A 20,879-nucleotide genomic window follows, 5' to 3' on the forward strand; every position below is an offset into this window, starting at 1 on the left:
CGCCGCACCGTTCCGTGCGGCGACCGGCGGTGTAGCTCAGTTCGACCTGATGAACTTCGTGCCGTTCCAGCGGTACGCCCACACCTGCGGCATGTCATGTGCCGGGCGGTAGTCGATGACGATCGTGCTGCCTTGGTGCCGTGAACTGAGCACCGGGTCGATGTAGGCCTGCATTGCGTCCACGACCCCGATCGGCGTCGGGCCACCCTTAGCGTTCCCGGCGAAGGCGGCGATCAAGAACCGCGATTCCGGCCCGCCGACGTCGTCGTCACCGTGACACTCGATGATTGCCACCGCGTCGGTGAAGCCGTCGCGGTCGAAGTCGCCGTAGAGCGGAGGGCCGAAGCGCACGATCGAGTACTGCCAGTGGCCGAGCGACGCCTTGCCGTCGGTGAACTGCACCCGGCGGTGCGGGCACATCTCGTTCGGCGGCAGGTCCATCACCGAATTCGCCCAGTCGATCTGGCCCAGCGACGTCGTGGGCGAACCGGGTTCCGGACTCTTCGTGGGCGGAATCTCGTTGTGGTAGGTAGCCCCCTGGTTCGGGGGCGGAGTCACCGGCTGCAGGCGGTCGGTGGTATCCCGGCGGAACCCGAGGACGACCCCCACCGCGGCGATCACCAGCACCAGGATGGCGGCCACCGCTGCACCCCGCTGGTGCCGACGCCGTTCGGCGGCGCGCACGCGGGCGGCAGCCGAACCGAGGCCCTGGTACGGCTCGTCCGGCGCGGCCCGTAGATCTTGGAGTTGTCCCACGACGTTCTCGTTCACTGCGCCCTCCGTTCCAACGTCGGCTCGGCCAGTTGATCCGCGAGCGCGGCGCGCCCTCGGTGCAGCCAGGACTTCACCGTGCCGTCGGCGACCCGCTCGCTCGCGGCGATCTCCGCGACCGGGAGATCTGCGAGGTAGTGCAGGACGATCGCCCGGCGATGTTTGGTCGGTAACGTCGAGAGCGCCGCGACCAGCGCGACGTGCGCCGGGTCCGGCGGCGGTACCACCGGCTCCTCGCGTTGCCCGGCCAGGAACGACAGCGCGCGGCGGGCTCTTCGCCACCGGCTGATCGCCAGCCGCCAGGCGACCGTGCGCACCCAGGCCGACGGTTCGTCGTAACCCCGGATCGTCGACCAGCGCGCCCACCCGCGGGAGAACGCCTCCTGGACGACGTCCTGGGCTTCGCCTCGGTCGCCGGTGTACGCGTACAGCTGCTTGCACAGCGATGGGAAGTGCGCGGCGTAGAACGTCGCGAATTCCGTCTCGCTTTCGGACTCCACCGGCGACCCCCGTCTGTCGTCGTGTGCTCTCACAGGGGTACACGCCCGCGCGATCAGTCGGTTGCAGTCGAATTCTGTTCTCGGTACCGCAGGTAGTCGTCGAGCCGGCCGGCGGCGGTGAGCATGGCGCGGCCGCGATCGGTCAGCCGCTCCCGCCATCCGGCCAGCGACGCCGCCAGCGCGTCGACACCGCCCGCGGTGCGGACCTGCTCCACCACGGTCGCGATGTGGGCCAGCAGGTACCCGCCGCGTCGGAGCAGGTGGGCGAGTTCGGCGTCGCGGACGTCGTCGGCGCTGTAAAGGCGGTAGCCGGTGGCCAGGTCGCGCTGCGGCGTGAGGATCCCGGCCCGCTCCCACTTCCGGAGCGTCGCCGGGCTCACGCTCAGCCGCTGGGCCACCGCGCTCACCGGCAGCAGCCGGTCGGGACGGTCGGCGGCCGGCTCGGTCAGCACCCCGATAGCGGCCTCGACGACGTCCAGCGTCTCCCGGTCGCGCAGTAGCTGGGCGTGGCTGCGATCGACGGCGCGCAGGGCGTCGTCCACAGCGTTGTTGTTGATTGCGCGGAGGATCTCACCGCCGGTCGCGTACCCGTGGGCAGGCAGTTGGGCGAGATACGCGCGAAGCGCGATCGCGTGCAGGTCGGTGTAGATCCGGTAGCCGGTGGCGGTGCGCTCGGCAGGCGGGAGCACACCGCGTTCCTCGTAGTTGCGGATCGCCTGGGCGGTCAGGCCGTGCTCGCGGGCGAGCTCCACCGGCCGGTAGGTGTGCACTCCGGTTTGAGCTTTCAGGGCACTCCTCCCGGGCTATTGGCGGAAAAGTCTCAACCGCTAGTTCAAAGATACGGTAGAAGCTATGGAAATCGCTCTGAATGCCCTGCTCGTCCGCGACCCCACCGTGCTGGCACTCGGCGAACCGTCGCACGCCGAACCGGCGTTCCAACAACAGCGCAACCAGATTTTCGCCGCGCTGGTCGACCGTGGGTTCCGGTCGATCGCGCTGGAGACCGACCGTCTCGCGGCCTTCACCATCGACGACTATGTCAGCGGCCGGGCGGAGTCGGTGCGGACCGACGACTTCAGCCACGGTTTCGGGCTGCTGGAAGGGAACCGCGAGCTCATCGACTGGATGCGTGCCTACAACGAGTCGCACGCCGAGCCGCTCACCTTCCACGGCTTCGACACCCCGCTGGACATCACGAACGCGCCGAGTCCGCGACCGTACCTGCGAGAGTTGTGCGAGTACGTCGCTCCCGAGCGCTGGAACTCGATCGACGCCCTGATCGGCGACGACGAGCCGTGGGACGAGGTGCTCGATCCCGCGCTGTCGATCGGGGCCTCGCCCGAGGCGATGGCGCTGCGGGCGGCGACCGACGATCTGATCGTCGCGCTGTACGCGTCGACGCCGCGGCTGGTGGCGGCCTCGTCGGTGTCGGCGTGGCGGCGGGCGGCGGTCTGCGCGTCGACGGCGCTCGGACTGCTGCGCTACCACGCGCAGATCGCCGCCGGTGGACCCGATCCGCTCTCCCGGATGGCCGCCGTGCGCGACGCCTGGATGGCGCAGAACCTGCTCGACATCCGGGTCGTCGAGCAGCACCGCGGGCCGACGCTCGTCCACACGCACAACCGCCACGTGCAGCGGCACGTGGGCCGGATGCAGATGGGCGGCGAGAACCTGGAGTGGTCGAGCGCCGGCTCGATCCTCTCCTCGTTGCTCGGCGAGCGCTACGCGCTCATCACGGGGAGCCTCGGCGCGAGCCCACGGCTCCGTCTGGGGTCGCCTCCCCCCGGTACGTACGAACACGCTCTGGACGCTCTGGGCAGCGGATTGTTCGGGGGAACCGCGGTGCGTGAGGTGACCAGCGGGAAGCAGGCGAGGACCGACGCGCCGGACTACCGCTACTTCCCGCTGGACGGCGAGGACCTCGCGACGACCGACGCGGTGCTGCACGTTGCCGCGGCTCCCGGCGAGGCTCCCGAGCCGACGGCGACCGTCTCGGAGGCCGCTGCGGCGCGGGCGGCCGCGTTGGCTGCGCGAATCAGCACGCTTCCGGACGTGACGGCGTTGCAGGCCGAGTACGGGTCGCAGGCGCCGGAGAGCAACTGGGGCAACTACTTCTTCTTCCTCGGCGACGACCAGTACCGGCCGTTCGCCACGATCGTGATCCGCAACATGCCGGGTTACGACGAGGAGTCACAGCTCGACCGGCCCGACGTCGTCCGGCTCAACCTGCACGTCGGGCGGGCCGAGTTCGAGCGGCGGTTCGGCTTCCCGCCGCGGGAGCTGTCCGCGCATCGTTTCGACTACACGGCTGTCGACGAGCTGTTGCCGCACCCGGTCTACGGCAACCAGGGCTGGATGTGTGTGCTGAATCCGGACCGCACGCTGCCGGAAGTTGAGCGGCTGGTGGCCTTGGCACACGGCAACGCCGTAGCCAGGGAAAAGCGGCGAACCACCGCTTAGGCCCGCGGCTTCAACCGTTCGAACAGCAGCACCCCGGTGATCGCCAGGCCCAGGATCGTCAGCGGCACGATCCAGAGCGCCGCACCCGGGTCTTGGCCGAGAACGAACCGCAGTAGGCCACCGCGGCGGATGCCGAACGCGTACTGAGCCAGCGGAATCACGCCGAGCGTGACGCCGACGAAGCAGAAGAGCCCTTGCCAGCCGTCGACGGTCTTGCGGGTCATGGACCTCACCTCATAACAATGCGACTGCATTGGACACGTTCGACGTTACCATGCGGTCGCATTGTTATGCTCGGCTCGTGCCCCGCACCGCTGACCACGAGCTGAACCGCACCACGCTGAGTCGTGCGGCCTGGGACCTGATCGCCCGGGGCGGGTTGGAGGAGGTGTCGCTGCGCTCGGTCGCGGCGGAGGCCGGCGTCTCGATGGGGCGGGTCCAGTACTACTTCCGCACCAAGGACGACCTGCTGCTCTTCGCGCTGCAGGACGCGCACCGCCGGATGGAGCAACGGATCGCCGCGCGGCTGAGCGACGAACCGGACGACGACCCGAGGGCGGCGCTGGTCGCCGTCCTCGACGAGCTGCTCGGCGGTGACCCCGAGACGCGGGACGCGATCCGCGTCCACCTGGCGTACGCGGCGCGGGCGCGGGAGGACGAGCGGCTGGCGGAGGTCCTGGTCGAGGGCGACGATGAGCTGCTGGCGCTGGCCGTGCACGTCGTCGCGCTGGCGAAGGAGGCCGGGCGGGTGGGGGCGGATGTCGATCCGTCGCTGGACGGGCAGGCGTTGTGGGTGCTGGCACGGGGGCTGGGGACGGACGTTGCGCTGTACCGCCTACCGATCGAGCGAGCCCGCGAGATCCTCGCCCACGCGATCCGCCGCGTCGCCCCCGCCTAGCCCGCTCGCTCGGCGGAGCGCCATTCGGGGGCCAGGACGGACCAGACTTCTAGGTCGTGGCGTTGGCCGCGGTGGAGGTCGCCCTCGCGCAGCACGCCGTCTCGCGTCATGCCGAGCCGCCGGGCCACCGCGATGCTCGGCTCGTTGCCCGACGCTGCCCGCCACTCCACGCGGTGGATGCCACGCTCCTCGATCGCCCAGTCGATGATCCGGCGTGCGGCACGCGTGACCAGGCCCTTGCCGGTTGCTGCGGGCTCCAGCCAGCACCCCGCTTCGGCGGTGCCCTCATGGACGTTCATCGACCGGAACAGCACCCCGCCGACGAGGACTCCGTCGCTCCAGATGCCGAAGATGTGTCCGGTGTCCGCGGCGGCCTTCTCCGCGTAGGCCTGCAGAAACGTCCGGGCGGACGCGGCGTCGGTCACCACGTCGGCCAGTCGGATGAAGCGGCCGATCCACTCGCGGCCACGGTTGATGTTCGCCAGGAACTCGTCGGACCGCCACGGCTCCAGGCGCCGCAACAGCGCGCCGTCGTCCCCCAGCGTCACCGTGAACATGTGAACCTCCAGCGTGTCGTGGCGGCGTTCAGCGCAGGGCGGTGAGCCGCTGCAGCTGATCGTCGGTCAGCGACAGCGTCGCGGCCCCGACGTTCTCCTCCAGGTGCGGTATCGACGCCGTCCCGGGGATCGGCAGCATCACCGGCGACCGGTGCAGCAGCCAGGCGAGCGATACCTGGGCGGCCGTAGCTTCGAGTTCCGCGGCGACGGCGGTGACGTCCGGAGCGTCCAGCAGCGGATGAACCGGCCGCCACGGGAGGAACGCGATGCCCGCGGCGGTGCAGGCGTCGAGCACGGCTTCGTGTTCCCGGTCGAGGACGTTGTACCGGTTCTGGACGCTCGCGATCTCAGCGATCGTCCGCGCCTCGTTCAGCTGGTCGACGGTCACCTCCGACAACCCGAGATGACCGATCTTTCCCGCGGCCTGCAACTCGCGCAGCGTCCCCACCTGGTCGGCCAGCGGGACCTCCGGGTCGACCCGGTGCAGCTGCAACAGCTCGACCCGTTCCAGGCGCAGCCGCCGGAGCCCTTCGTCGACCTGCCGGCGCAGGACGTCGGGGCGTCCGCACAGCTCGCCACCCTCCGGGGTCTTCACGACGCCGACCTTGGTCGTGATCAGCAGCTCGTCGGGGTAGGGGTGCAGCGCCTCGGCGAGCAGTTCCTCGTTGGCGCCCCAGCCGTAGAGGTGCGCGGTGTCGATCAGCGTGACGCCGAGCGCCACCGCGCGCCGGGCGACGGCGATCGCGGCAGCACGCGCGGCGGTCGGCTCGGTCGGGAGGCGCATCGCGCCGAAACCCAGGCGCTGGACGGTGCGGTCGTTACCGATGTGAATCGTGGTCGGAGGCACGCATTGATGATGCCGTGTTCTGGCAGCAGCGGACGAAGGCCCGCGCCACGGCGTCGCCGGGTGCACACCGGGCCATCGCGACCTGGCTCGGGCTCACGCCGGTCACCGGGCGGTAGACGACGCCCGGCCGGGCGTAGAACCGGGACGCCGACTGCGGTGCCAGCGCGATGCCGTAGCCGTTCCTGGCTCTGGCCGTGGGGTCGCTCGTGCTGGGGCTGGCCGTCGGCTAGGTCAGCCGGCTGCGGCCTCGCGCTGGACGCGCTCGAACTCGGCGCCCATCGCCTCGCCCAGCGCCTGCACGCCGGACATCGGACGGACCATGACCGTCAGCTCGTCGATCAGCCCGTTGTCGTCGACGTGCAGGAAGTCGCAGCCGTTGACCTCCTTGCCGTTCACGGTCGCGCGGAACACCAGCGCGTGGTTCTGGCCGTCGGAGATCTCTCGTACATACCGGAAGTCTTTGAAGACGCGCAGCGCGGCTCGCAGAACGGCCGCGGTGAGCGGCTTGCCGGGGTAGGGCTTGTACGCGACCGGGCTGTTGAACACGACGTCGTCGCTGAGGAGGGCTTCCAGAGCTGCGGCGTCACCGGACTCGACGGCCTTGCGAAACGCTTCCATGACGACCTTCCTATCAGCCTGCACCACGCTGGCGGCAGCCTCACGGGTAGAGCACCCGAACGTCTCGCTCAGCGGCGTCCGGGCTGAGGAACGTGTGCAGACGCGCGCCCTCGGCCTCGATCTCCTGACGCGCACCGACCGGCAGCGGGCGGAACGGCCGCACGGTGAGAACGGCCTCGCGTAGCTCCCAGGTCGCCGCGACTGTTCCGTCGACCAGCACCGTGGCAGCGACGGCCGCGCCGTTGCAGACTTCTGCGCGCACCGCGTCGGTCATCACGCGGGTGCGGTCGGCGAACGCGAGCAGCGGCGCGTCGAACTCGGGGAGGAACCGCACCGGCGCGGGGGCGTCCGGATCGGTCAGCTCCGCGTCCGGGACGTCGAACAGTTCGCGCCCGGACTCGTCGGTGTACGTGCGGAGTTCCGGGCGCATCGCCGCGAACACCTCGCGGAGCCCGCTGATGCCCGACCACGCGCGGGCGTCGGCGATCGTCGCCGGCCCGAACGCGGCGAGGTAGCGCCGGACGACCTCGGCGGCATCGTCCACGGTCGGCTCCCGGTGGGACGCCGGTAGGGCGAACGGGGTGGCGCCGTAGACGTTCCAGGTACCGCTGGGCGCCGGGTGGATCAGCGGTACCAGGTACTGCACGGTCCAGCCCAGGGCCGTGGCGTCGGTGCCGGGGTGACGCTCGGCCAGCAGGCGGCCGAGCTGCGGGCGGGTGAGCACCTGCCCGTCGGCGAGCAGCTCCCTGGCGTCCGACATCAGGACGTCCAGGTCGACGCCCTGCGTGCGTTTGCCGAACGCGTTCCGCTGGACGCGGCGGAGCAGCGGGCCGAGCAACGGCCGTAGTAACGCGAAGTCGGACGCGGTCATCAGGTGTTGGGTGGCGCGGATCAGCGTCGACCGCACCAGCCTGCCGTCGGTGATCGCCGCCGTGAGGTCGGGGACCGCGAACGGCGCCAGCCGACTCCACAGCGCCAGGTACGGCAGGTTCGGCCCCTGCGCGTTGAGCCCGAACAACGTGTGCACCGCGGGGACGACCGGCACGGCGGCCCGCTCGAGCAGCAGTTGGCGGGCCAACGTGGTGCGACCGAGCTCTCGCGTGGTCAGCAACCGTCCCATGCTCACCACCGTCCGGGCGCCCCGAGTCCATCCGGCCTAGAGCAAACTACAGAATCGCGCGACGCGCCGCCCATTTGCTGGTTCCTTTCACCGGACCTGGGTTCAGTGTGCCTATGCGATCACAACACCTGGCCGGTTTCTCGGCCATCGGACTCTTTTCCGCGCTCACCGTCGCAGGCTTTGTCGGTACCGCCGGCGCCGGCCAAGTCGACGCGGTTGCCGGCGAATCTTCGAAATGCGTCGGCATCATTTGCGACGCCATCGTGCCACTGAAATCCGACGACACGAAGATTACGGCCGCTGCCGCTGGGAAGGCCGAGCGGTGAGGGTCTCCTGGCGCTCTGCGGCATTCGCTCTGCTGATCCTGTTCGTCGACCTCATCTTCTTCTGGAATCGGAACGATATTCCTGAGCTGCTCGACCTGACCGCGGGAACCCTGGTCGTGCTGGCCATCGCGCTGCCGACCTACGCGGCGCTGGCCTGGCACCGCTCTCCGTTCCTGACGCTGATCGTCGTCAGTGCCGGCGCCACCGTACTCGGCGCGATCTCCATCCACGACTCGATACCCCAATTCATTCCGGCGATCCATGTCTGGGTCGCGCTCTATCGGGTCGTGGGAGCAACCGTCGGCCCGCGGCGATACGCGGCAGCGCTGATCGCGGCGATCCCGCTCGGGGCGGGCGCCGCTCTCACGATCAAGGCGATATCCGTCCAGCCGAGTTCGTTCGCGATGGCGGCGGTCGTCGTGATCTACGCGCTGACGACCGCGTGTTTCTGGTGGGCCGCACGGTGGACTCTCGCGAGGCAACTGCAGCACGCCGAGGCGGCTCGCTACCACTCGTCCCGACGGCTCCACGAGGAGACCGCTGGAGCGCTGAACTCGATGATCTGTCGGTCGGCGGTCGCGGGCGAGTATCTGGCGACCGAGCCGACCGTGGCGGCGTTCTCGATCGAACGGGTGGAGCTCATCGGCGCCGAGGCGCTCGTAGATCTACGACACGGCCTGCACGAGCTCAACGCCACCGACCTCGACACCGCGGAGCCGGTCGCGCAGAGAGCGTCCGTTCGGTGAGGCTCGGATCGGAAGATTCCGCGAAGGCTCAGGTCATCGCCGTCACAGGCGATCCGGACGTGATGGCGTGGATCCGCGTCGTGCTGGAGCGGAGCGCCCGCTACGCGGTCCAGAAGGACGTCGCTACAGCCGAGGACGCCGTGACCGCGGTGACGAACGAACGGCCGTCCGCCGTTGTTTGGGACAACCGCGTGGGCGGGTTGCTGCAACTCGACGAGGTCCGGCGAGCCTCACCGCGCCCCACCCCGGTCGTGATCCTGGTCAACATCGAGGTGGACGCGTTTGTCGCCGCTGCGGCTGCCCGCGGCGTCAGCGCGTTCCTGCTGAGCGAGAACATCCGCGGCCACCTGATACCCGCGTTGGACGGCGCGCTCGGCGGCGTCACCTGGGTCGGGCCGGGACTGCAATCACAGCTGAGGCTCACCGCGCGAATAGCCGGACCCGGACGGCTCAGCTCGCGGGACATCGCGCTGCTGGAAGCGGAGCTGGACAACCGGCCCGTGAAGCAGATCGCGAAAGACTTCGGGTACTCGGTTCAGGGCATTCACTACCGGCGTCAGGCGATCGCGCGCAAGCTGAACATCCCGAACAACTCGCCCTCCCGCATCAAGGCGCTCTTCGAGGCGTGGCGCGAGTAAGGCGCGCTGCCAACGCCACTCACGACGATCGAAAGGAAGTCCGGTGGATCGACCATCCTTGGCGATAATGGCTTCTCTCGAAGGGGACGATCTGGCGCGCGCCGCCCAGATCAACCTGGACGACGATTGCGAAGTCGCAACCTGGAGACAGGCGCCGTCGGCGCTCTCGCAGATAATCATCGGTCACATCGAAGATTGGCTGCGGAAATCCGACTTCTGCCTCATCATCATGACTGCGGACGATCAAGTCAGGTCGCGGGGTAGGCAGATGGCGGCGATGCGCAACAATCTGCTGCTCGAGATCGGAATGAGCATCGGCATCGTCGGGCGGGAACGCACGATTCTCTTGTGTGACCGTAATAACCCGCCGGTGCTCCCCACCGACCTCGGGGGCATCACCGTCGTGACGTTCGCTGCGCACAGCAACGGGAACTATGCGGCGGCGCTCGGAGCGCCGTGCTCGATCATCCGCAGCCATCTGCTGCGCCTCGGCCCCCGGGAGGTTCACTGAACTCACCCACCGGTTGTCCGCGGTGGAGGTAGCTGATCGTGTCGGTGCGTAGCGCCTCCAGCGCAGCGTCGATCCGGGCCGCGACCAACGGCAGCAGCCGCTTCCGGGCCTCCACCCGCTCGCAGAACCGATAGGCGGTGACCTCGCCGTCCACCACCCGGATGCGTGCGGCCTCGGCTTCGGTGAGGGTTCCGCCGTCGAAGACGAACGCGAGGACGTCGTCCCACGGCTCGTGCGGCGGCATCCAGTCGACGACCAGCAGCCGGCCGGGCACCAGGTCGAGCCCTAACTCCTCGCGCATCTCGCGGGCGGCGGCGGCATGCGGCGCCTCGTTCACCTCGACCATGCCGCCCGGAACGTCCCAGCCGAGTTTGTAGTGCGGATCGACGAGCAGGATCCGACCGGCCACGTCGCGGACCACCAGGTCGGCGGTGACCCGTTTACGCGGCAGTTTGATCGGGCCTTCGCCGAGATAGGACTCCCACTCCAGAGCCGTCGGCTCTGATTCTGTTGCCACGTGAGCCAGGGTAGGCCCGGTCATCGAGCCGCCTTGCGTGCGCGATACGCCGCCACGTTCGTGCGATTTCCGCACCCGCTGTCGCAGAACCGGCGCGACCGATTCTTGGAGAGGTCGATCAGGACGTCGTCGCAGTCGTCGGCGGCGCAGATCCGGAGCCGTCCCAGCTCGTCCATGCGGACGACGTCCACCATCGCCATTCCGGTCTCGACCAGGATCCGGACCGCCAGGTCGGCCTCGGCCGAGATCGCGTGCAGGTGGTAGTCCCAGGTGTCGTGCCGGACCAGCTGCGGCAGCGCGCCGGTCTCCCGCAGCATCGCGTTGGTCTCGACGACGACCTCGTCGCGGTCGGCGTGCCAGAGCCGCTTCAACCGCGGCCGCACCGCGCGGACCGCATCGAACTCCGCCTGGTCGCCGGCGACCCGGCCGGTGTAGCTCCACCGTTCGACGAACGCCACGACGTCGGCGGGGCGGGCGAGCGCATCCGGCGTTTCGTGCGCGGTGTTCACCAGCTCGGCGGCCGCCATCAGAGAAGCCTCGGTGTCATGAGCAAAAAGCATCTTGACTCCTTACCGGCTCGGCTCCTAGGTTCGCGTCATGAGTGTAACGAGGATTGCCTCTTACGCTGGGCAGCGACGCGGAGCGGTCGGGCTCGGCCTGGCGCTGATCTCCGCGACGGCGTTCGGTACGTCCGGCAGCTTCGGCGATGCGCTGATGTCGTCCGGGTGGACGTCCGGCGCGGTGGTGACCACCCGGATCTCGCTCGCTGCCCTGATCCTGACCGTCCCGGCGCTGTGGCAACTGCGGGGCCGATGGCGCGCGCTCCGGTCGAGCTTCGGCGTTGTCGCGCTGTACGGCGCGGTGGCGGTGGCCGGCTGTCAGCTGTTCTTCTTCAACGCCGTGCAGCGGCTCGACGTGGGGGTCGCGCTGCTGCTGGAGTACATGGGCATCGTGCTGGTCGTGCTCTGGATGTGGGTGCGCCACCGGCGGCGTCCGCGCTGGTTGACGCTGCTGGGTGTGGCGGCCGCGATCGGCGGGCTCGTGTTGGTGCTCGATCCGTCCGGTGGCCTGGACGCCGTCGGGGTGATCTGGGGGCTGCTCGCCGGCACCGGGCTGGCGGTCTACTTCGTGCTCTCGGCCCGCCAGGACGACGCGGTGCCGCCGCTCGTCGTCGCCTGGGGCGGCATGGTCGTCGGTTCGCTGACGCTCGGCGCGTTCGCGCTGGTCGGTGCGCTGCCGGTGCATGCGGCGAGCAGCGACGTCGAGCTGTTCGGCCAGCGCATGAGCTGGCTGGTGCCGGTGCTGGGGCTGTCGGTGGTGGCGGCCGCGATCGCGTACACGGCAGGCGTCGGGGCGGCGCGGCTGCTCGGAGCGACCGTGGCCTCGTTCGTGGGGCTGACCGAGGTCCTGTTCGCGGTCTTGTTCGCCGCCCTGTCGGTCGGCCAGGTCCCGGGTGTGACGCAGCTGATCGGTGGGCTGGTCGTGCTGGTCGGTGTCGCGCTGGTCCGGGCGACCGAAGGAGCGGCGGACGACGCTCCGCCGGTCGTCGACGACGTCACTCCGACGAAGATCGCAGCTTGAGCGGGATGAATTGTCGGAGCCGGGTGGTACACCGGAGGGCATGACATCGGTCGTGGAGGCGTTCGCCAGCGTCGCCGCCCAGGTCGTGGAGCGGTTCGTCGGGCGGAACGGGCGGGTCCGCGGGTCGTCCGTCGTGCACGCCGTCCACCCCGAGCGGTGGCTGGGGGAGATCCGGGTGCCCGCACCGGCCTGCCGGGTGGGCGTGGCCGGGTTCGAGCTGGACGCGTTGGTACCGACCGACGATCCAGTGACGTGCGCGCGGTGCCTGCAGAGCGGGCAGTACAGCACGGTCGGCACCACCGGGCCGCGTCAGCTGCCGCTCTGGGAGCCCGAGGGAGAGTGACCTTCGGGCGGCGGCAGCCCGCATAGCCGATGGAGCGTGGCCAGGCCGGTCGCGCCGCCCGGCCAGTGGCGGGCCAGCGCGTCCGGTCCCGCGGCCCGCGCCACCGACCGCAGCGCCAGCGCGACGACCACCGCGTCGTCGGCGTACCCGATCACCGGGATGAAGTCGGGCACCAGATCGATCGGGATCAGCAGGTAACCCAGGAGCAAGAGGAGCCGTACCCGGATGCCCGGGCCGAGCGTGCGGTCGGCGGACAGCCGGCGCAGCAGGCGGACGACGTCCGGCAGCAGGCGCACGGTTTCTCGGAGCGTGACCGGGTCTCCGCGACGTCCGGCGAGCCACAGCGCGCCGAGCAGCATCAGCCAGACGAGCAGCAGCCCGCCGACGACTGCGAGTAGTAGGCGCATTGTCTCTCCGCCACGGCCGATGTGCCTGCTGCAGGTGCCATCCTCGACGACGGATGCGGATCGCTCCAGCCCTGGCAGGCCCGCAGGAGCGGACTACCCCGGCGCCCGGAACGATGCGATCTGAGGCTCGCTACTCGTGGCTGTTGCAGAACGGCCGCCCCGGTCCGCGCTGACCCGGCCTGGGCTCGCCTCACACCACGAACTCTCCCGGGGCGGGCGCCGCTCCCCACCAGATGGATGTGGCCGTTTCCGCGTCGCGCGGGTTGTCGTTGCGGCGGTTTCCGTGTCCTGGCACGGAAACCGCCACAACCGTGAGGCGAGGCAGGCGGAGTACGCCGCATCGATCCACCCGAGCCTCGGCTGCGCCGGCCTCAGCGCGGACACGACGTCATCGGCGGAAGGCATACCGAGACCTAACCACGCTCATTCCCCGGTCGGCCCGCCGGACAACTCGGCGACGATGTCGAGGTGGCCGACGTGCCGCGCGTACTCCTGCAGCAGGTGGAACAGGACGCGCTCCAGGGTCGCGGGGGGAGCGCCGTCCCAGCGCGGCCCGGGAGCACCCACGGCCGCCAGGTCGTGCCCCTCGACGACCGCGCGGGTGTGGGCGCCCTGGGCACGGAGTTCCGCAGCCACCTCGTCGACGGTCTCGGTAGGGGCGACGTACCAGCGGTCGTCGCGGCGGTCACCCCAGGGCTCCGGGACGGCCGTGCCCTCGAAGCCCCACTCGATCCAGCGCAACTCCACGTACCGCAGGTGCTTCAGCAGCTCCAGCGGCGTCCACCCGGACGGAAGCAGGCTGGACCGCAGCGCGTCCTCGGGCAATGCCGACGCCTTGGCCAGCGCGCTCTCCCGGTAGTAGTCCAGGTAGCGCAGGAACAGATCGGCCCGGCCCGCGGCGGGGTCGGTCGGCGAGACGAACGGTGGCAGCGTCACCCTGTCATTGTTCCGGGGTGGGCCCGGAGCGCCTGGATGCACCAGGTGAGCGTCGGCTCGACCGGGTCGTTCGGCGGCCAGCCGTTGACCGTTGCGAGCAGCGATTCGTAGCGCTCGCGCCGCGGGTCGTTCGCGAGCTCCAAGCGGGCGCGCAGGCGTTTCCGCAGCGCGGGGGTGTCCGGTTCGCCGGTGACGCGTGCGTACGCCCCCGCGACGGTGGTCACTACCCGGGCGGCGGCCGGCGAGGACGGTGGTGTTGCGGTGGTGCCGGCCGGGAGATGTGCACGGACCACGGCCACCGCCTCCGGCCGCGGAACGGTGCCCGGCTCACGGTCGGCGGCGTGCTGTTCGGCCAGCCGGCGCATCGAGGCGCGGAACTCGGGGTCCTGCGCCAGCTCCACGAGCTCGATCCAGGCGTCGACGACGGCCGGGTCGGCGTCGTCCGGCAACGTGGGGGTCAGCGAGCGGCGGATCCCGACAAAAGCCGGGTCGGTGCGCTCCAAGCCGTCGAACGTCGCGGTGAGGAACTCGTCGACGAGCCGACGTCGTTCGTCCTCGGACAGGGTGGCGAGACGCTGCACCATGCTGATCTCCTCGATGTCGGGTCCGTGCGCCGCGATCGCGGTGAGCACGGCGCGGCGGAAGCGGAGTGCGCGGATCTGGACGTCGAGCGCGTCGGCATGGCGGGACGCGACGTCGGCCAGCGTGACGTCGCGTTCGAGGATCCGGCGAATCGTGGCCAGGTCGACGCCGAGGTCACGCAGGCTCCGCACCAGGCGAAGGCGGGCAGCGGCGTCCTCGTCGTAGACGCGGTGGCCGGCCGCGTTCCGGCCGGACGGTGGCACGATGCCGCGGTCGGCGTAGAAGCGGATCGCCTTGACCGTGAGCCCGGTGCGTCGGGCCAGGTCACCGATCGAGTAGCGCGTCACGACCTCAGCGTGGCGCCTCCCCTCGGGGGAGGCGCAAGCGCCGGTTCACGAGCTTCGAGGAGCCTAAATGGTTGCCCCCTGCACCAGGTATAGGGCACCGATCACCGCCGCGATCGCGCCGAGCAGCAGGCGCAGACCGGTTTCCGGCAGGCGGCGTTGCAGCCGGGCGCCGAGGTACCCGCCGACCAGCCCACCGAGGCCCGCCAGCAGCCCCAGCGTCCAGTCCGGGGCGATCGAGCCGCCGGTGAACAGGGAGAGCACCGCGTACGCCGTCGCGCCGCAGATCGACGCCGCGAACGTCGAGGCCAGCGCGGCCGGTGCCACCACCGCGACCGGGTGGCCCCGGCCGACCAGGATCGGCCCGAGGATCGAACCGCCGCCGATGCCGTAGATCCCGCCGACGACGCCGATCACCAACGCCAGCCCGGTCACCGTCGACGCCGCCCACGGTGTCCGGTTCGCCGGGCGGCGGTTCGCGCGTAGCGTCCGAATGACCAACCAGACGCCCAACGGGAGCAGCACGCACCCGGCGACGAGCCGGAAGACGACCGCGCCGGGGAGCAGGAACACCCGGACGACCGCCCCCAGCACCACGCCGGGAACCGTCCCCGCCACCAACTGGCGGGTCAGCGGGCCCGCGAGCTGACCCGAGCGCGCGTACCGCCACAGGGCCCCCGGCCCGGCGACCACGTTGAACAGCAGGTTCGTCGGCGTCACCGCCGGGTTGGGCACCTGGAGCACGGACAGCTGCACCGGCAGCAGGAACACCGCGCCGGAGACTCCGACCGGCGCCGTCACGATCGCGATGACCAGTCCGGCGGCGAACGCGGTGATGCCGACGGTGTCCATCGCGCCGGAACACTACCGACGAACGACGGCCCCGATCAGCAGCGCCGCGCCCGCGCCGGCCAGCACGAACCCCCAGCGGTCGTGCGCGGCGGCCCAGCGCGGGTCGGTGACCCCGACGAACAGGGCCAGTCCTGGCGGCAACAGCGCACCCCCACCGACGACGACGAGCAGCGTCGGGCCGGTGATCGGGCTGGCGACGCCGCGATCGGCCAGCCGGTACCCGGCCACTGCGAGCGCGAGCGCCAGGACGACGATCGTCGCGGCCTCGAGCGTGGTGCCGGGGAGTTGCAGCAGGTCGCCTGCGCCGTTCTCGGCACCGACCAGCACGATGCCCAGCGCCGCCACCCACCAGACCGCGGCGCCGACGAGCGCGAGGCCGACCCGGAGTGCGGTGGTGACCCAGGCTCGTCCGGGAACCACCACTGTTGTGGGTTTTGCCGGGTCGTCGAGCAGGAACACCGCGCCGACCCCGGCACAGACGGCGGCCAGCCGGAGTTGCAGCGTCAGCGAGTCGGGGTCGAGTGCGGTGGTCAGCACCGCGGGCACGGCCAGCAGGACGAGCCCCGCGGCGGCTGCGAGCAGGAACGGCCCGGTGCGAGCCGCCCGCACGGTCGGCCACGCCGCGGCCAGCGCCAGCTTCAGCACTGCGTTCGCTCCTCGGCCGGGGGCTGCTCTGCGGCGGGAACGCCGACGAGCGCGGCGAACCGGTCGGCGTCGGTACTGGGTGCGGTTAGTTCGGCCCAGTGCTGCCGCACCAACTGTGCGGCGTCCGGTTTGTCCAGCAGCGCGAGCCCGGCTGCGGCGTCCGGGTCCGGGACGCCGATCATCGCGTAACCGCTGGAGTCGCCGAGCACCAGCGAGTTCCAGCTCGTTTCGTCCAGTTCCCGCAGCCCGGCGGCGGTTCGCTCCGACGCCTGACCGACGAGCCAGATCAGCAGCGCACCGCGGGAGCCGCACACCGGGAGCCCGTCCCGCCAGGAGCGCCCGGTCATCAGCCGGTAGGCGACCGCGCCGGCGAACACCGCGGCGGACCGGTCGTTGCCCCACTCGGTGCCGATCGGGATCGCCTCCGGGGTGCCCGCGTCCACGTTGGCGCGTTCCACGACCTCGGCGCGCTCCTGCTCCTCCTCCAGGCTGGTCACGGTCCCGCTCTCCGGGTAGCCCTCGGCGAGAACCCGCTGCCGGACGACGAGCGGAGGGCCGACGGTTGTCGGCACCGCGCGGCGCACGCTCCGGAGCACCGCGTCCCAGTCCTCGATCCACGGCCGGAAGTCGTCGAACGCGCAGTACCGCACGTCACCGACGGTCCGGCAGGTCTGCAGCGCGTTCGGGGTGTTCGTGGCGGTCAGCCGGACCTCCCGCAGCGAGGGGTCGGTCCGGTACTGGGTGGCCGCGCCCCCGACCGCGACGATGACTGCCAGGGCCCCCGCCACCCACATCCGACGCGCGCCCGACCGCACCAGCGCGAGCACCGCCAGCACCGCGATCACCCCCACCAGGTACAGCAGGTGACGCGCGGCCGGCCGCTCCGCCAGGTCGGACGGTACCGGCATCGGGAACTCCGGCGAGATGATCGGCAGCAGCAGCCGGACGCGAGACCCGGAAGCGGCGCCGACCGGCGCGATGAACGCACAGGACGTGACCACCAGCGCGACCACCGGCGCGACCACCGCGGAACGGGTCACCCCGGCGAGCAGCACGCCCAGCGTCCCGAACAGCGCGACGACGGCCGGTCCGGTGAGGACATCCGCCCAGGCAGGCGCACCGGCCGCGCCGGGCAGCGCCGCGAGGACGCCGGTGCGCAACCCGGTCAGGACGAGCGCCAGCCCGGTCGGCGCCAGCACCGCCAGCAGGAGCGCTCCGGTCCGCCAGGCCTTCGGCAGCACGAGGACGTCGAACAGGACGTCGGCCCGGTGCCGGTATGGGCGCAACGCGGCGAGGTTGGCGGTGACCAGCGCGCCGTTGGCGAGGATCAGCAGCGCGAGGAACTGCGCGGTGACGACGTCGTCGGCCAGCACCGGGTAGCGGTTGATCGACCCGCTGACCCAGCCGTACGTCCACGGCGTGAGGAACAGCACCGCGGCGGCGATCGTCACCGGCGAACGCAGCATGCGGACGGCCTCGACCCGGGCCAGCGCCCGCATCGCCCGGCCGCGGTCGACCCCCGTCTCGACCGGCGAGTCCAGCAGCGCGGTCACTGGGCGGCCGCCAGATCCACGAGCGTCAGGTAGCCGTCCTCCAGCGTCGGCGCCAGCAGTTCGGCACCTACCGGTGGATCCCCGACGTGCCGGAACATCCCGGTGCCGGTCCGCCACGACGCCAGCGCGCCCGGCGCGCGCGCGTCGCTCGTCCAGACCCGGCCGTCGGCCAGCCCGGTGAGCTCGGCAGGCGGACCACTGAACCGGACCCCACCGTGGTCGAGCACGATCACCTCGCGGCAGAGCGACGTGACGTCCTCGGTCTGGTGGGTCGAGAGCAGCACCGTGCGTTCCTCGCCGAGGTCGGCGAAGAGCTCGCGGAAGCGCATCCGCTGCTCCGGGTCGAGGCCGACGGTCGGTTCGTCCAGGATCAGCACGTCCGGGTTCCCGACCAGCGCGGCCGCGAGTGCGACCCGCTGCCGGGACCCGCCGGAGAGCGTCCGGATCCGGTCGCCGCGGCGAGCACTGAGCCCGACGGCGTCCAGGGCGCGCCGCACCTCGTCGTGTCGGCGCCGGCGGTCGGTCAGCTCCTTGAGGATCGCCACGTAGTCGACGAACTCGAACGCGGTGAACGAGCGGTGGAAACCGGGGTCCTGCGGCAGGTAACCGATCCGGCGCCGGGCGGCCAGGCGGCCCGGCCCGGTCAGCGGGTCGTGCCCGAACACCGACAGGCTGCCCGAGTCGGGGTTGACCGCGGTCGCGACGATCCGCAACAGCGTCGTCTTGCCCGCTCCGTTCGGGCCGAGCAGGCCGGTGACCCCGGCGCCCAGCGTGAACGAGACGTTGTTGAGCGCGATCGTCCGTCCGTACCGGAGAGAGAGGCCGGTGGCGCGTACGGCAACATCGGTCGAACTCAGGGTCATCGAGACCTCCACACGGTCGGACGGGCGCGGTCGAACGCGGCGATCTGGTGCCGCAGGGCCAGCGCAGCCGCGACGGCGGCTGCGGCGATGGCGGACTGTCCGGCCACCGAGTACGGCGCCGAGGACGTGGAGTTCAACCCGCCGCTGCTCAGGACCGCGCCGAACCAACCCAGCCCGACCACGGCCGCGGCGGGCACCGCGCCGAAGCGCGGGGTGAGCAGCAGCGTCAGGATCGTCAGGGCCAGCGACGGCAGGAACCAGCCGACGACCCGGATGCCGTACTCGGCCATCGAGAGGCTCGCAGCGGTGGCCAGGACGGTGTTCACCGAGAGCACGGCCGCGCACCGCAACAGGAGCAGCCGGAACGTGGAGAACGGCGCGACGACGGTGGTCTCGTAGGTCGGATCGATGCCGGGTCCGAACGACACGGCGACGCCGATCAGCGGCAGCAGCGGTGTCAGCGCGAGGAATACGACGGGTTCGACGTAGTGGGCCAGCAGGGCGGCCAGCAGGAGTGTCACGGCGACCGCGGTGAGCCAGGACCCCCTCAGCGCCGGTGTGGCCGCCAGCAGCCGCCCGGTGTGCTCCGGAACGCCGAGCGCCACCAGCGTCCGCTCGACGACGCCGGGGCGCGGGGCGTCCAGCGACGCGTCCAACCGCTCCCACCCGGCGTCGACCAGGTCGGGACCGACGATCGACGCGAGCGAGCCACGGCACTCCGCGCAGGACGCCACGTGGGCCTCGACCGACCAGAGTGCGGGTGGGGTCAGCTCCCCGGCGGCGTAAGCGGCCAGATCAGACGATGCGAGATGCCAACTCATGCCAGCTCCTGGCGTAGCTGCCGTCGGGCGCGCATGGCCCGCGTCTTCACGGTTCCGGGCGGGATGCCGAGCAGGATCGCTGCCTCGCCGGTCGTCAGCCCGTCGAGCACGGTCGCCTGGAGCACGGCCCGTAACTCCGGTGAGAGGCGGGCGAGCGCACCGGCCAGGTCACCGTGCTCGACGCCCCGCAGCACGAGGTCCTCAGCGGATGGTTCCGCGGAACCGCGGAACCGCGCCAGCACCTGCCGCACGCGCTCCTTGGCGCCCTGCCTGCGCAAGGCGTCCACCAGGCGACGAGACCCGATGCGCCACAGCCAGCCGGTGACGTCGCCCTGTTCGCGGTAGCGCGCGGCTCCGCCGCGCCAGATCCCCAGGAACGTCTCCTGGACGACGTCGTCCACCACTGCGTGGTCGGCGCAGCGGTGTCGCAGGCGCAGCACCAGCCATCCGGCGTGGCGGCGGTAGAACTCCTCGAACGCAGCGCGATCACCGGCCGCCACCCGGGACAGCAGGTCACCATCGCTCTGCGAAGTGCTCACGCCCCTTCATCGCACGTGCCGGGCGTAGCGGTTCACGGAACCAGCTGGAACCTTTCGGCGAATGCCGACAGCTCGTCGGTCGTCCCGGCGCCGACGACCAGGCGGGTCACACCCTGCGCGGCGTAGGCCTCGACCTGCGCCGGGGTGAGATCGATCGAGCCCCACCGGGTGTATTCGAAGCTGTCCGGGTCGGGGCTAGCCGCCCGGGCGATCTCGAACTGCGCGGTCCGCTCCTCCGGCGACAGGAAACCGCCCGGGAAGAAACCGTCACCCCGGCGCCCGGCGCGTCGAGCCGCAGCGAGGCTGGATCCGCCCACGTGGATCGGCAAGTTCGTGGTGCCGTACGGCTTCGGGTAGATGCAGATGTTCTCGAACGCGAAGAACTCACCGGAGTGGCTCACGCCGTGCTCGTCGCCGGCCCAGAGCAGTCGGAGCACGTCGATCGCCTCGTCGGTGCGGCGCCCCCGGCTCGCGAAGTCGACGCCGACCGCCGCGGCCTCGCCCGGGAGCGTCCCCACGCCGACCGTCAGCAGACGCATCCGCCCCTTCGACAGGGTGTCGATTGTCGCGAGGCGTTTGGCCAGCACCACCGGGTGCCGGTAGGGCAGCAGCAGCACCGCGGTGCCGAGCAGGATGCGCTCCGTGGACGCGGCGACGAAGCTCAAGCAGTCGAGCGGGTCGGCGAACGGCAGGGTCGGCGGTAGTGCCATCGGCCCGATCTTGGCTCCCGGGTAGAGCACCAAATGCTCGTTCACGTAGAACGACTCGAAGCCGCTCGCCTCGGCATGCCGGGCGAAGCCGACGAGCCGGTCCGGGTCCGTCCCCGCTGTCGCGGTGCTGTAGCTGACGCCGAATTTCACGTCGCGGACGCTAAGCTTTGCCGTCGACGTCAAGGCAAACGTTT

At 71.0% G+C, this 20,879-nt stretch carries 28 protein-coding genes and 1 pseudogene; 8 read left to right on the forward strand and 21 right to left on the reverse strand.

From position 1 onward, the window contains the following. Positions 1-36: 36 nt before the first annotated feature. Genes BUB75_RS29355 through BUB75_RS29365 form a run of 3 tightly spaced genes read right to left on the reverse strand, consistent with a single transcriptional unit; the run spans position 37 to position 2,041 of the window. Positions 37-771 carry a hypothetical protein gene (locus BUB75_RS29355; RefSeq protein WP_073261267.1) on the reverse strand — a complete coding sequence of 245 codons (735 nt, stop codon included), beginning with the start codon at positions 769-771 and terminating at the stop codon, positions 37-39. Further along, on the reverse strand, positions 768-1,271 hold the full coding sequence (locus BUB75_RS29360; protein WP_073261269.1) for a SigE family RNA polymerase sigma factor: 504 nt from the start codon (positions 1,269-1,271) through the stop codon (positions 768-770). The genes BUB75_RS29355 and BUB75_RS29360 overlap by 4 nt, the downstream gene beginning before the upstream one ends. Before the next feature lie 53 nt (positions 1,272-1,324). Beyond that, complete coding sequence (locus tag BUB75_RS29365; protein WP_073261271.1) at positions 1,325-2,041, reverse strand: TioE family transcriptional regulator; 717 nt, start codon at positions 2,039-2,041, stop codon at positions 1,325-1,327. Between the two features lie 82 nt (positions 2,042-2,123). On the opposite strand from BUB75_RS29365, the gene BUB75_RS29370 reads away from it, so the two are divergent. Then, a complete protein-coding gene (locus BUB75_RS29370; RefSeq protein WP_073261273.1) occupies positions 2,124-3,731 on the forward strand; it encodes a DUF6194 family protein in 1,608 nt (535 codons plus the stop codon). Here BUB75_RS29370 and BUB75_RS29375 read toward each other — a convergent pair. After that, a complete protein-coding gene (locus tag BUB75_RS29375) occupies positions 3,728-3,955 on the reverse strand; it encodes a hypothetical protein (protein ID WP_073261274.1) in 228 nt (75 codons plus the stop codon). The two genes, BUB75_RS29370 and BUB75_RS29375, sit on opposite strands and share 4 nt — an antisense overlap. 77 nt (positions 3,956-4,032) lie before the next feature. Between BUB75_RS29375 and BUB75_RS29380 the strand changes: the two genes are divergently transcribed. Then, positions 4,033-4,629, forward strand: coding sequence for a TetR/AcrR family transcriptional regulator (locus BUB75_RS29380; RefSeq protein WP_073261276.1), 597 nt, complete (start codon positions 4,033-4,035; stop codon positions 4,627-4,629). Here BUB75_RS29380 and BUB75_RS29385 read toward each other — a convergent pair. The 5 genes and pseudogenes from BUB75_RS29385 to BUB75_RS29405 form a co-directional block, all read right to left on the reverse strand. Next, positions 4,626-5,186: a GNAT family N-acetyltransferase gene (locus BUB75_RS29385; protein ID WP_073261278.1), complete on the reverse strand. Its 561-nt coding sequence runs from the start codon at positions 5,184-5,186 to the stop codon at positions 4,626-4,628. The genes BUB75_RS29380 and BUB75_RS29385 overlap by 4 nt on opposite strands. 28 nt (positions 5,187-5,214) lie before the next feature. Continuing rightward, positions 5,215-6,033: an aldo/keto reductase gene (locus BUB75_RS29390; protein ID WP_073261280.1), complete on the reverse strand. Its 819-nt coding sequence runs from the start codon at positions 6,031-6,033 to the stop codon at positions 5,215-5,217. Continuing rightward, positions 6,005-6,214 (reverse strand): annotated as a pseudogene (locus BUB75_RS48575) (LysR family transcriptional regulator); the annotation flags it as partial. The pseudogene BUB75_RS48575 and the gene BUB75_RS29390, both read right to left, overlap by 29 nt. A 50-nt stretch (positions 6,215-6,264) precedes the next feature. Then, the gene (locus tag BUB75_RS29400) at positions 6,265-6,651 is read right to left on the reverse strand and encodes a nuclear transport factor 2 family protein (RefSeq protein WP_073261282.1); all 387 of its coding nucleotides are present in this window, start codon (positions 6,649-6,651) and stop codon (positions 6,265-6,267) included. A 40-nt stretch (positions 6,652-6,691) separates the two neighbouring features. Next, positions 6,692-7,771, reverse strand: a complete 1,080-nt coding sequence (locus tag BUB75_RS29405; protein ID WP_073261283.1) for a winged helix DNA-binding domain-containing protein — start codon at positions 7,769-7,771, stop codon at positions 6,692-6,694. Between the two features lie 113 nt (positions 7,772-7,884). On the opposite strand from BUB75_RS29405, the gene BUB75_RS45565 reads away from it, so the two are divergent. From BUB75_RS45565 to BUB75_RS29420, 4 genes are all read left to right on the forward strand, one after another. Next, positions 7,885-8,097, forward strand: coding sequence for a hypothetical protein (locus tag BUB75_RS45565; RefSeq protein WP_143175474.1), 213 nt, complete (start codon positions 7,885-7,887; stop codon positions 8,095-8,097). Continuing rightward, positions 8,094-8,843 carry a hypothetical protein gene (locus BUB75_RS29410; protein ID WP_073261285.1) on the forward strand — a complete coding sequence of 250 codons (750 nt, stop codon included), beginning with the start codon at positions 8,094-8,096 and terminating at the stop codon, positions 8,841-8,843. The genes BUB75_RS45565 and BUB75_RS29410 overlap by 4 nt, the downstream gene beginning before the upstream one ends. Continuing rightward, complete coding sequence (locus tag BUB75_RS29415) at positions 8,840-9,481, forward strand: helix-turn-helix domain-containing protein (RefSeq protein WP_073261287.1); 642 nt, start codon at positions 8,840-8,842, stop codon at positions 9,479-9,481. Before BUB75_RS29410 ends, BUB75_RS29415 begins: the two co-directional genes overlap by 4 nt. A 67-nt stretch (positions 9,482-9,548) precedes the next feature. Next, on the forward strand, positions 9,549-9,992 hold the full coding sequence (locus BUB75_RS29420) for a TIR domain-containing protein (RefSeq protein WP_073261289.1): 444 nt from the start codon (positions 9,549-9,551) through the stop codon (positions 9,990-9,992). Here the strand turns inward: BUB75_RS29420 and BUB75_RS29425 are convergent. Both BUB75_RS29425 and BUB75_RS29430 read right to left on the reverse strand, forming a co-directional pair. Further along, on the reverse strand, positions 9,946-10,509 hold the full coding sequence (locus tag BUB75_RS29425; RefSeq protein ID WP_218617832.1) for an NUDIX domain-containing protein: 564 nt from the start codon (positions 10,507-10,509) through the stop codon (positions 9,946-9,948). The genes BUB75_RS29420 and BUB75_RS29425 overlap by 47 nt on opposite strands. A 20-nt stretch (positions 10,510-10,529) precedes the next feature. Beyond that, positions 10,530-11,069, reverse strand: coding sequence for a CGNR zinc finger domain-containing protein (locus tag BUB75_RS29430; protein ID WP_073261293.1), 540 nt, complete (start codon positions 11,067-11,069; stop codon positions 10,530-10,532). Positions 11,070-11,106: 37 nt separating this feature from the next. On the opposite strand from BUB75_RS29430, the gene BUB75_RS29435 reads away from it, so the two are divergent. Beyond that, positions 11,107-12,090, forward strand: coding sequence for an EamA family transporter (locus tag BUB75_RS29435; RefSeq protein ID WP_073261295.1), 984 nt, complete (start codon positions 11,107-11,109; stop codon positions 12,088-12,090). 40 nt (positions 12,091-12,130) lie between these two features. Then, positions 12,131-12,433, forward strand: a complete 303-nt coding sequence (locus tag BUB75_RS29440) for a hypothetical protein (RefSeq protein ID WP_073261297.1) — start codon at positions 12,131-12,133, stop codon at positions 12,431-12,433. Here BUB75_RS29440 and BUB75_RS48580 read toward each other — a convergent pair. The 10 genes from BUB75_RS48580 to BUB75_RS29490 form a co-directional block, all read right to left on the reverse strand. Continuing rightward, the gene (locus BUB75_RS48580; protein ID WP_073261299.1) at positions 12,400-12,840 is read right to left on the reverse strand and encodes a YkvA family protein; all 441 of its coding nucleotides are present in this window, start codon (positions 12,838-12,840) and stop codon (positions 12,400-12,402) included. The genes BUB75_RS29440 and BUB75_RS48580 overlap by 34 nt on opposite strands. A 423-nt stretch (positions 12,841-13,263) precedes the next feature. Then, complete coding sequence (locus BUB75_RS29450) at positions 13,264-13,776, reverse strand: DinB family protein (protein WP_073261301.1); 513 nt, start codon at positions 13,774-13,776, stop codon at positions 13,264-13,266. Next, positions 13,773-14,705, reverse strand: a complete 933-nt coding sequence (locus BUB75_RS29455) for a MerR family transcriptional regulator (protein WP_073261303.1) — start codon at positions 14,703-14,705, stop codon at positions 13,773-13,775. The genes BUB75_RS29450 and BUB75_RS29455 overlap by 4 nt, the downstream gene beginning before the upstream one ends. A gap of 63 nt (positions 14,706-14,768) precedes the next feature. Beyond that, positions 14,769-15,554 carry a sulfite exporter TauE/SafE family protein gene (locus tag BUB75_RS29460; RefSeq protein WP_073261305.1) on the reverse strand — a complete coding sequence of 262 codons (786 nt, stop codon included), beginning with the start codon at positions 15,552-15,554 and terminating at the stop codon, positions 14,769-14,771. A 12-nt stretch (positions 15,555-15,566) separates the two neighbouring features. Continuing rightward, complete coding sequence (locus tag BUB75_RS29465) at positions 15,567-16,199, reverse strand: hypothetical protein (RefSeq protein ID WP_084741872.1); 633 nt, start codon at positions 16,197-16,199, stop codon at positions 15,567-15,569. Beyond that, positions 16,193-17,752, reverse strand: a complete 1,560-nt coding sequence (locus tag BUB75_RS29470) for a hypothetical protein (RefSeq protein ID WP_073261307.1) — start codon at positions 17,750-17,752, stop codon at positions 16,193-16,195. The genes BUB75_RS29465 and BUB75_RS29470 overlap by 7 nt, the downstream gene beginning before the upstream one ends. Then, positions 17,749-18,615, reverse strand: a complete 867-nt coding sequence (locus tag BUB75_RS29475) for an ATP-binding cassette domain-containing protein (RefSeq protein WP_073261308.1) — start codon at positions 18,613-18,615, stop codon at positions 17,749-17,751. Before BUB75_RS29475 ends, BUB75_RS29470 begins: the two co-directional genes overlap by 4 nt. Next, positions 18,612-19,436: a zf-HC2 domain-containing protein gene (locus tag BUB75_RS29480; RefSeq protein WP_073261309.1), complete on the reverse strand. Its 825-nt coding sequence runs from the start codon at positions 19,434-19,436 to the stop codon at positions 18,612-18,614. Before BUB75_RS29480 ends, BUB75_RS29475 begins: the two co-directional genes overlap by 4 nt. After that, entirely contained in the window at positions 19,433-19,975 is a 543-nt protein-coding gene (locus BUB75_RS29485) for an RNA polymerase sigma factor (RefSeq protein ID WP_073261310.1), read from the reverse strand. The genes BUB75_RS29480 and BUB75_RS29485 overlap by 4 nt, the downstream gene beginning before the upstream one ends. Positions 19,976-20,007: 32 nt before the next feature. After that, complete coding sequence (locus tag BUB75_RS29490; protein WP_073261311.1) at positions 20,008-20,835, reverse strand: TIGR03619 family F420-dependent LLM class oxidoreductase; 828 nt, start codon at positions 20,833-20,835, stop codon at positions 20,008-20,010. Positions 20,836-20,879: the final 44 nt, after the last annotated feature.

The organism is Cryptosporangium aurantiacum (assembly GCF_900143005.1).
In the GTDB taxonomy this organism is placed as follows: Bacteria; Actinomycetota; Actinomycetes; order Mycobacteriales; family Cryptosporangiaceae; genus Cryptosporangium; species Cryptosporangium aurantiacum.